Consider the following 8,832-nt stretch of genomic DNA (forward strand, 5'->3'; position numbering starts at 1 on the left):
CCCCACGCAGCGCATCGAGCGTTGCCTGTTCGTCGCTGGCGAGGTCGATCGGCGTGCCCTTGAGTTCACGCAAGCCATTTGCCGCGCCATAGGGAAAGCTCACCGCGACTTCGATCCACTTCCAGCCTTCGTTGGCGATTTCGTCGGCCATCATCTGCAGCTTCTCGGTGACCAGCCGTTCAAGCAGCGGGACGTCCTGCAACCACCCCCCATCGTCCGACTGGAACAGATCGCGCAGCACGTCGCCGCCTGCCACCTCATAGGCCTCCAGGCCGACGAATGCGGCCCGCTTGTCGGAGGCGCGGACGGTATTCTCGGTCAGCATGCGGCGGATTTGGTATGGCTCTTTCGACCAGCTGTTCTTGATCGCCTCCCAGACCAGTTCCTGTCGCGCATGATCGCTGCTGATGGAGAATGCCTCGAGTTGGGCGATCGTCATTCCGTCCTCGGCGTAGAAGTCGAGAAGTGCTGGCGAAACCGTTGTCAGCTTGAGCCGCTGCTTGACGACGTTGACCGAGACGAAGAAAGCAGCCGCAATCTCCTCCTCTGTCATGCCCTGGTCGAGCAAATCCTTGAACGCCCGATATTGGTCCAGCGGGTGAAGTGGCGCGCGTTCGATGTTCTCAGCCAGTGACACTTCCGCCGCCAGAATTGCGCTGGAAGAACTGCCGATGACACATGGCACCGGCGCTGTTTTGGCAAGCTGCTTCTGCTTAACTAGCATCTCGAGGGCGCGATATCGGCGGCCGCCAGCTGGCACCTCGAACATCCCCGTCTCTTGGCCGTCGGCATCAACCACAGGACGAACGTGCAGGCTCTGGATCAACCCACGGCGAACGATCGAAGCAGCGAGGTCGTCGATGGAGACGCCTGCCTTGATGCGACGCACATTGGACTGGCCTAGCACCAGCTTGTTGAAGGGGATATCGCGCGAGGACGATAGCGTGATCTTTTGGACGGCAGTAGTCATTGAAGTTCTCCGCGACGGGCCGCCGAGAGCCTCTCTCTCAGCCTTGAACCCGTCACAAGACCCCTCCAACCCTCTCCCTCTCCTGCCCGCACAATCCGACACACCGTAGATTGACAGCCCAGCGCGCACGCCTGAAGGCATGTCGGCCTGAACGTTGCCTCCGCATGAACCGATGGTTGAAGCGGATCGACCAAGTGCGGCTGGCACTTGATGGCTATGCCGATCGGCGGGACGGCGCATGCGCTGTTCCAGCCAGCGAAGGTTATGCCGCCCATCTATCGTTGCCTGCGCCCAGCCCGACCGATGCTTCGGCCTCCACCGGCAGGTGGCCAAGAAGCCAGTCGGCCGCCTTGCTGGCCTGGCTGGCGGCACGGACGATGGCGCGATTGTCCTCGCGCAAAACCGCCAGCCATGAGCCGATATACTCGGCGTGCCGAACCGTAGGGACGATGCCCAGGGCTGCACAACAAAACGCTGCGTTGATTTCTGCCACGAGCTCTTCGAACGCGTACTTCCTGGAGGCGGTAGAGCCGGATAATTTGCGGTCCAGGCGTGAACTGTGGCCGGTTGCATGACCAAGCTCATGCAAGGCTGTCCGATGCCAATTGATCGGCTCGAAGTAAGCCTGGGGCGGAGGCACCTGTATATAATCGTGGGCCGGCGCGTAGAACGCCCTGTCGCCGCCAATATGAAAGTCGATACCGGTGGCCTTGATCAGCGCCTCGACACGCGGTTCGATCGGGCTAGCCACCGGCAGCGGGGCCGAAGCTGCGACTTCGTCAGGTAGCCCTTCACATTGCTCGATGTTGAAAACGGTGAAGCGCTTGAGGAACGGTATGGTTTGAGCATCCTCGCCCGTCTCGCGAGCGCGCTTCTTCTCGTGATCAGGGACAAAACGATCGGCATAGACGACCGTTGTCCCGTGCTCGCCTTTGCGGACGTTCCCGCCGAGCGCGAACGCCTGTCGATAGGTTATCCAACTCTGTGTTGGAAACCCGCGTTCGACGACGGCACCCCAGAGAATAAGGACGTTGATCCCGCTGTACGTGCGATGCGTGCTTGCATTCTGCGGCAGGGAAAGCGACGCTTTTGCCGCGGACGTCCCCCATGGCTGAACCCAAGGAAAACGACCAGCTTCTAGCTCGGCGACTATCTTGCCGGTGATCTCGTCGTAGAGGTTCGACCGGTCGGCGACGGCATGCGTTCGATTGGTCCGGACAGACATCGCGGTTCTCCGCGACGGGCGCCGAAGGCCTCTCCTTCCGCTTTCAACCCGTCGCGAAAAACCCGGCGCTCCTCTGACTCTCCGTCGGGAGAGCCCCTGCTCTCCCGACCAAATGAAAAACGGCGTACAAAGCGGAAGCACCGAAATGTCCGTCATTGCGGCCAAGTCAGTTCGGTGCTGGAGCAGGTTCGTGGCCCTGAGACCGGTTCAACAGGGCGGCCGAAGGAGCATCAGCATAGCGCCGCCGCCAGGCGGGATGCGGGACCGACAGCCCCCGGCGAAGGGCGCCATATGAAGCTGACTCGGCATGCATCACCCCGGAGTGGATAGCGATCCACGAAACGCATTGGGGTCGAGGGGTGGCTTGACTATTCGTTCTCTTTTTGTTCACTGTTGGCATGACAGCCACAAGGAGGCCGGTCATGGACATTTTGATGGATGCAAGGGGCGCCACCCCTGAAGAAAAGCAGCGTGGATTGGCAGCCGCGCGGGCCGTGCTCAAGCGCATCGGCATCACTGCCGAAGAAGCCGCCGAAGGCTCTTTTACAGTCGAAGGTTGGGATGATGCGGGATTCCCGCCTGATCAGGAGCCGATCGAAGAAGTTTATGTCGCCGCTGAGGCATGGTGGGCCGCCGACAACGCGGCAATCGAGGCTTGCTGTGAAGGTTGGCCGGACGAGAAAAGATATGGCGTCCATGGTCTAGAGTTGCTCCATGATCCAGAAACGCAGCTTGCCGATCGCGCCACGGCGCTAGCGCGGATGCGCGTCATCGTTGCGGAAGAAGACGGTCAACAGGAATTCCATGACGATCGTCCCTTCCTATTGGCGCTCGCCGCTACCGCCGAGATGGCGGACGGCTCGAAGGCAAGAGAGCTCGTCGATGCGGTGACGGTCGCCTATACATCGCTGGCGCTAGCTGGCTTCGAGCCGAATGAACCAATTGAGCCGAAGCGCCAAGCAGTGCTCGACGCAATCGACGCGCTTGAAGTCGGATCTGCGGCCCTCAAATGAGAAAGGCCATTCAATGTCGACCCAAGTCATACCGGAGCAGAAAAAGCCGAAGCTCATTGTTGTCGTAGCGTTTGATCGAGGCGACGATGGGGAGCTGTTTACGGTGTATGGCCCGACCGACCAGCAAAGCGAAGAGCGGGCTATTCGGATTGCAAAAGCACTTGCCGGGAAGCACGTAGGCGTGATTGTTTGGAGCCGGGATGCAGATCCGGCGCTTGGAGACTACGGCCCGCCAAAAACCTTGTTTGTGAATGGCGACGTGCCGGACATGGAGTGAGCAGCACAGTGCGGACACTTGTAGCACTCCTTCTCGATCCTCACATTCCGATCAGCCAACCATCCTATTTATACGCCATGACCGCAATTCAACGCACAGTTTGATCGGATCCCTTCCGGCGCTGGCTGATACAATCCAGATCTTGATCTCTGAATGGAAGCCCACGCACAAGCACGGGCGCATGCCGGCAGCGAGATCATGAAAAGCGACACCCTTTCCTATCCTCCTCGGGGTCTCTCACGCGAAGAAGCGGCCCGATATGTTGGCGTGGGCATAACCAAATTCGACCAGATGGTTGCTGATCGCCGCATGCCGAAGCCGAAGAAAGTTGACGGCCGCGTGATTTGGGATCGCCTTAAACTCGAAGCGGCGTTTGCCGAACTACCTGGAGACGATGATGAGAATATCGTCGACTTCCTGTTGCAAGGGAATCACCGCAGGGAATAGATTCATTCAGCCATGACCGACAAATATCCCGGCCTGTCCTCCTACACCGATCGCCACGGAAAACTACGCTGGCGCTATCGGACGAAGGAGCGTTTGGTCAGTCTGCCTGCTCCCAATCAACTGGGATTCAAGGAAGCGTACCAGGCAGCGGTCGAAGGCCGAAAAGTCCCCAAGGCCCCCGTCGTCCAAATGCCGGGAGCCGCCCTGCCAGGCACATTTGGAGCGGCCTTTCAACGGTTGAAGATCTCGGTCAAGTGGTTGGCGCTTGACGAAGCCAGCAAGCGCAAGAACAAGCGGCTGATTGAAGAATTTCTAGAACTGCGGGTGGTCCCAGATCACCCACTTGTCTGGCGCGACGTACCGGTTAAGAACCTTAGACGTATCCATATTGAAGAGCTTCTTGGCCGCTTCATCGCCACACCCCATAAGGCCAAGCACCTGCTGGTGGGCATACGCAAGCTGGTCTATGTCGCGCTGCGGCAAGATTGGATTGATATCGACCCCACCGCGGCGGTCGAGTGGCGGCCCGCCTATGCCGGCTGGAAGGCATGGTCGCGCGAGGCGATGGCGCAATTTGAAAACCGTTGGCAGCTCGGCACTGCGGCACGCACTTGTTACGGATTGGCGCTTTGGCTGGGCAACCGCCGCGGCGACGTCGCGGGCCTGCGCTGGGACCAGAGGGTCACCCGCCGTGTCTTCATCGATGGCGTCGAGCGTCACTTTGACGGGTTTGATATCGTTCAGGGCAAGAACAAGGGACGAACAGGCGGCAAACGGCTTTTCGTGCCGATCACACCTATGCTGTCCGAGATCCTGGATGCGGCTGACAGGCGCGGCGAGACCGTTTTGGTCAACGCCTATGGTGAGCCCTTCTCCGCCAAGTCACTGACTGGAATGATGGCGCATTGGTGCAAGCTTGCCGGTCTTCCGAAGGGCCTTACCCTGCATGGTTTGAGGAAGTCGCTCGGTGTTTATCTGGCGGAGGCCGAGGCCTCCACCAGGCAGATGATGGACGTCCTCGGTCATGACGATATCGATCATGCTGAGCTCTATTCGCGCGAGGCATCGCAGGTACGGCTGGCGGTCCAGGGGATGGACCGGGTCGTGCGGCTGGTCACGCGCAAGCCGATGCTTGGCGAACCTATTGGCGAACCTCGTGGCGAACCGGTCGGTAAGTCATTGATAAATAACGATAATGGTGGGCCCGGAGGGACTCGAACCCCCAACCAAGCGGTTATGAGCCGCCGGCTCTAACCATTGAGCTACAGGCCCCACGCGGGCTGGATTAATGTTTTTCGCATCGCGGCACAAGGCTTTCCCGACAGGCTTTCGCGGATCGCCCAAATCAACCCATAATCGCGCTCTACGCGACCTGTGCGACTGGATCGCAGACCAAGGAGATTTTCATGACCAAACATCTTTTGCCTCTCGCGCTCGCCGCTGCAATCGCTTTTCCGGCGATGGCTGGAGCCACCGATTCGCCGACGCCCGCCCGCATCATTGTTTCGGGTGAAGGCGAAGCGACCATCCCTCCCGACCTGGCGTTGCTGTCGCTCAGCGTGATGCGCGAAGCCAAGACGGCACGTGCGGCACTCGACGCCAACAACGACGCCATGGCCGCCGTGATCGCGGCGATGAAGGCGGCCGGCATCAAGGACCGCGACCTGCAGACGGCGGGCATCCAGATCAACCCGCGCTACAACTACACCAACAAGCCGGACGGCAGCCAGGAGGCCGAGCTTGTTGCCTACCAGGTGACCAACACGCTTGCGGTGCGCGTGCGCGACATCGACAAGACGGGCGAGATCCTCGACAAGGCCGTGTCGCTCGGTGTCAACCAGGGCGGTGGCATCTCCTTCACCAATGACAACCCGGCAGCGACCATCGACGCGGCCCGCAAGAAAGCGGTGGCCAGCGCAATCGCCAAGGCCAAGACGCTTGCGGAAGCCGCCGGCGTGAGCATTGGCCGGGTCCTGGAGATCTCAGACCAGAACATCGCCCCGCCGCCGATGGCGATTAACGCCAAGGCCTTCGACGCCGCCGCCGGTGCGGCAGTGCCGACGCAAGCCGGCGAGAACGCCTACAACGTCCAGGTCACGGTCACCTTCGAACTGAAGTAGGCAGCCCCAAATGATGCGTGGTCGAGCTTTGCCCGGCCACGCATAGACCCAACGGCAAATACCCGACATGAAAAACCCCGCGGGATCGCTCCCGCGGGGTTTTTTCGAGCCGCACCCGTCCGCTCTGGACAGGGGCTCTACTACCACAGGCTCATCTTCGTAGAAGATGATGCCGCAAGCCTTAGCGATAGATAACCGGGCAACCGCGCTCGTTGGCGAACACGATGACCACGCGGTCGCCATCCTGGCGGCCCATGACCTTGACCGTGCGGCGGCTGACATCGACGATGCGGGCGCGGTGAAGGCCCATGCGCTCGGCCTTGTCGAGGGCGCGATCCGGCGAGCAACCACGGCGCCAGCCATCACCACGTCCGTCGCGCCAATCGTCGCGACGCTCGTCACGGCGGTGGCGATAGCCGTCATCACCGGCATAGACGCCAAAACGCGGATCCTGGTTGTTGCCGAAGCCGAGATAGAGGCTGTCGGCGTGGGCGGGAATAGCCGCCAGCGTGCCGAGGGCGACCAGCGCCGAAAGGGCTGCCGTCTTGATCTTGTTGTACATGGTTCTCTCTCCTTGTTGCGGGCTTGCGCCCGTCCTCGTGAAATCGATGATGGGAGAATGCACTCGCCTGCCTGAACTGGTTACGAACCCGCCGTTCATCTGCGGTTCATGTGGGCGGATGGGCAATGGTGTAACGCTGGCCTTACGGCTCGTCGTCCAGCATATAGTCAAAATAATCCTCAGGCTCGGCAAGCTCGGTCTCGCTCGCCTTGACCCGGCCGCGCATCGAGATGCCGGCCTCGTGCACGGTCTCCGCGCTGCCCGACACCAGCCGGTGCCACCAATAGAGGTCGTGGCCCTCGGCCACCAGCCGGTAGGCGCAGGTGCTGGGCAACCAGCTGATGGTGCGCACATTCTGCGGCGTCAGCCCGACGCAATCGGGGACGCGCGCCAGCCGGTTGGCGTAGTCGGAGCAGCGGCAGGTCTGCGCGTCGAACAACCGGCAGCCGACGCTGGTCCAGTAGATCTCGCCCGTATCCTCGTCCTCGAGCTTCGACAGGCAGCATTTGCCGCAGCCGTCGCAAAGCGATTCCCATTCGGCTGGGCTCATCGCTTCCAGCGTCTTTGTTTTCCAGAATGGCGTTTCCATCCTGGGGATGTGGCCCCGGCCGCCGCCGAGGTCAAGCGCGGCAATGGTTGAAATGGGGCGGCAACCCGGCCGAAAGACACGAAGTTGCCTTCAAAAGGCCGGCCAATCGCCCCGTACGGTGTATAACCATGCAATACTGGAACCAATCGGGCTAAGATCGGTTTCGGCAAGGATGGGACCCCACAAGGAGAGTTTTCGATGAAACGCCAACCACGGATTCTGGCAGGCACCGCACTTGGCCTGCTGATGGCATCCGCGCCGTTGGGCGCGTACCCGCTTCAGGGAAGTGCCGCGTTCGACCCCATGCAGCGCGGTGGAACGCCGCTGATCCTGGCGCAGGACGCACCGACCGACGAGGCACAGCCGACCGACCAGGAGCAGCCACGCAAGAAGAAGCGCGACCAGCAGGCCGAGCAGCCAGCTCAGCAGGCCGCACCAGCGGCCGAGCAGCCCGCCCCAGCGGCAGAGGAACAGCCCCGCAAGAAGAAGCACGAGCAACAGCAGCAGACCGAACAGGCGCCGGCCGAGCAGGCCGCTCCCGCCGCTGAGGAACAGCCCCGTAAGAAGAAGCGCGATCAGCAGCAGCAGACCGAGCAGGCACCGGCCGAGCAGGCCGCCCCTGCCGTCGAGGAGCAGCAGCCGCGCAAAAAGAAGCGCGATCAGCAACAGCAAACCGAACAGGCCCCCGCCGAACAGGCAGCCCCCGCCGCCGACGAGCAGCAGCCGCGCAAGAAGAAGCGGGACCAACAGCAGCAGACCGAGCAGGCACCCGCCGGCGAGGCCGCTCCCGCAACCGACGAACAGCAGCCGCGCAAGAAGAAGCGCGACCAGCAGCAGCAGACTGAACAGGCGCCCGCCGGCGAGGCCCCTGCTGGCCAGGCTGAACCCGCCAACGACAACCAGTCGACCAAGCCAGGCAAGAAACACAAGCAGGACCAGCAGAAAGCGGCGCCCGCCGAGCAGGTAACGCCGGAAGCCGCGCCGACGCCGAAGGAAGCCCCCGCCGGCGAAGCAACGACGCCCAAGGTTGAGCCGGCGCCGGCCGGCGAACAGCCGGCGATCCAGGGCGAGCAGCCCCAGGACAAGACAAAGAAGCACGGCAAGAAGCCGACGGGCGAACAGCCCGCGAACGGTGAGCAGCCGGCGACAGGTGAACAACCGGCCAATGGTGAGAAGCCGGCCACGGGTGAACAGCCTGCCAATGGCGAGAAGGCCGCGCCTGTCCAGGGTGAAAACCCCGTGCAGGGCGAAGCACCCGCCGACAAGGACGCCGCCCCCATCCTCGACAGCCAGAAGGATGCCGAACGCAAGGCCGGCGGCCGCAAGCATGGCGACAAGAACGGCCAGCAGCAGAACGATGGCCAGAATGCCCAGCAAGGCGGCGACCAGGGCGGCAAGCCCGTGGTCGCTCCTGTCGACCAGGGTCCGCCGCCCACCGACGACAAGGCAGCCCAGCAGGAGATCAAGCCCGAAAAGTTCGTCCCGGTGACGGAAGAAAAGGGCAAGCGCCGGGATCGCGCACCCGACGAGAACATCCGCGACCGCCGCCGTCCCAAGGGTGTCGACGTGCTCAAGGAGATCGGCGACCGCGTCATCATCCAGCTCGGCGGCCAGACGATCGTCCAGAGC

The 8,832-nt window shown here is 62.0% G+C and carries 9 protein-coding genes, 1 tRNA gene and 2 pseudogenes; 6 read left to right on the plus strand and 6 right to left on the minus strand.

From position 1 onward, the window contains the following. Both AC1DX0_RS25700 and AC1DX0_RS25705 read right to left on the minus strand, forming a co-directional pair. The coding region (locus AC1DX0_RS25700) for a ParB/RepB/Spo0J family partition protein (RefSeq protein WP_477357294.1) at positions 1-970 on the minus strand (970 nt) is incomplete at its 3' end. Positions 971-1,232: 262 nt separating this feature from the next. Beyond that, positions 1,233-2,195 (minus strand): ArdC family protein, encoded by a 963-nt coding sequence (locus tag AC1DX0_RS25705; RefSeq protein ID WP_477223402.1) that lies wholly within the window; start codon positions 2,193-2,195, stop codon positions 1,233-1,235. A gap of 422 nt (positions 2,196-2,617) precedes the next feature. Between AC1DX0_RS25705 and AC1DX0_RS25710 the strand changes: the two genes are divergently transcribed. The 3 genes from AC1DX0_RS25710 (at position 2,618) to AC1DX0_RS25720 (ending at position 3,932) form a co-directional block, all read left to right on the plus strand. After that, positions 2,618-3,208: a hypothetical protein gene (locus AC1DX0_RS25710; RefSeq protein ID WP_477223403.1), complete on the plus strand. Its 591-nt coding sequence runs from the start codon at positions 2,618-2,620 to the stop codon at positions 3,206-3,208. Between the two features lie 13 nt (positions 3,209-3,221). Further along, entirely contained in the window at positions 3,222-3,485 is a 264-nt protein-coding gene (locus AC1DX0_RS25715; protein WP_477223404.1) for a hypothetical protein, read from the plus strand. A 198-nt stretch (positions 3,486-3,683) separates the two neighbouring features. Then, positions 3,684-3,932, plus strand: a complete 249-nt coding sequence (locus AC1DX0_RS25720; protein ID WP_023767076.1) for a hypothetical protein — start codon at positions 3,684-3,686, stop codon at positions 3,930-3,932. A 312-nt stretch (positions 3,933-4,244) separates the two neighbouring features. Here the strand turns inward: AC1DX0_RS25720 and AC1DX0_RS25725 are convergent, their stop codons facing one another. Then, positions 4,245-4,652, minus strand: a complete 408-nt coding sequence (locus AC1DX0_RS25725) for a hypothetical protein (protein WP_477223405.1) — start codon at positions 4,650-4,652, stop codon at positions 4,245-4,247. Between AC1DX0_RS25725 and AC1DX0_RS25730 the strand changes: the two are divergent. Next, positions 4,554-4,937 (plus strand): annotated as a pseudogene (locus tag AC1DX0_RS25730) (tyrosine-type recombinase/integrase); the annotation flags it as partial. The gene AC1DX0_RS25725 and the pseudogene AC1DX0_RS25730 sit on opposite strands and share 99 nt — an antisense overlap. A 191-nt stretch (positions 4,938-5,128) precedes the next feature. Here AC1DX0_RS25730 and AC1DX0_RS25735 read toward each other — a convergent pair. After that, positions 5,129-5,204 (minus strand) — tRNA-Ile (locus AC1DX0_RS25735). A 134-nt stretch (positions 5,205-5,338) separates the two neighbouring features. Between AC1DX0_RS25735 and AC1DX0_RS25740 the strand changes: the two genes are divergently transcribed. Next, complete coding sequence (locus tag AC1DX0_RS25740) at positions 5,339-6,052, plus strand: SIMPL domain-containing protein (protein ID WP_477223406.1); 714 nt, start codon at positions 5,339-5,341, stop codon at positions 6,050-6,052. Between the two features lie 181 nt (positions 6,053-6,233). Here the strand turns inward: AC1DX0_RS25740 and AC1DX0_RS25745 are convergent, their stop codons facing one another. Beyond that, positions 6,234-6,614 carry a hypothetical protein gene (locus AC1DX0_RS25745; RefSeq protein ID WP_477223407.1) on the minus strand — a complete coding sequence of 127 codons (381 nt, stop codon included), beginning with the start codon at positions 6,612-6,614 and terminating at the stop codon, positions 6,234-6,236. 142 nt (positions 6,615-6,756) lie between these two features. Next, entirely contained in the window at positions 6,757-7,203 is a 447-nt protein-coding gene (locus AC1DX0_RS25750; RefSeq protein WP_477223408.1) for a YcgN family cysteine cluster protein, read from the minus strand. Between the two features lie 198 nt (positions 7,204-7,401). Between AC1DX0_RS25750 and AC1DX0_RS25755 the strand changes: the two are divergent. Continuing rightward, a pseudogene (locus AC1DX0_RS25755) lies at positions 7,402-8,832 on the plus strand (OmpA family protein); the annotation flags it as partial.

The sequence above is a fragment of the Mesorhizobium sp. P3_A9 genome, assembly GCF_056402975.1.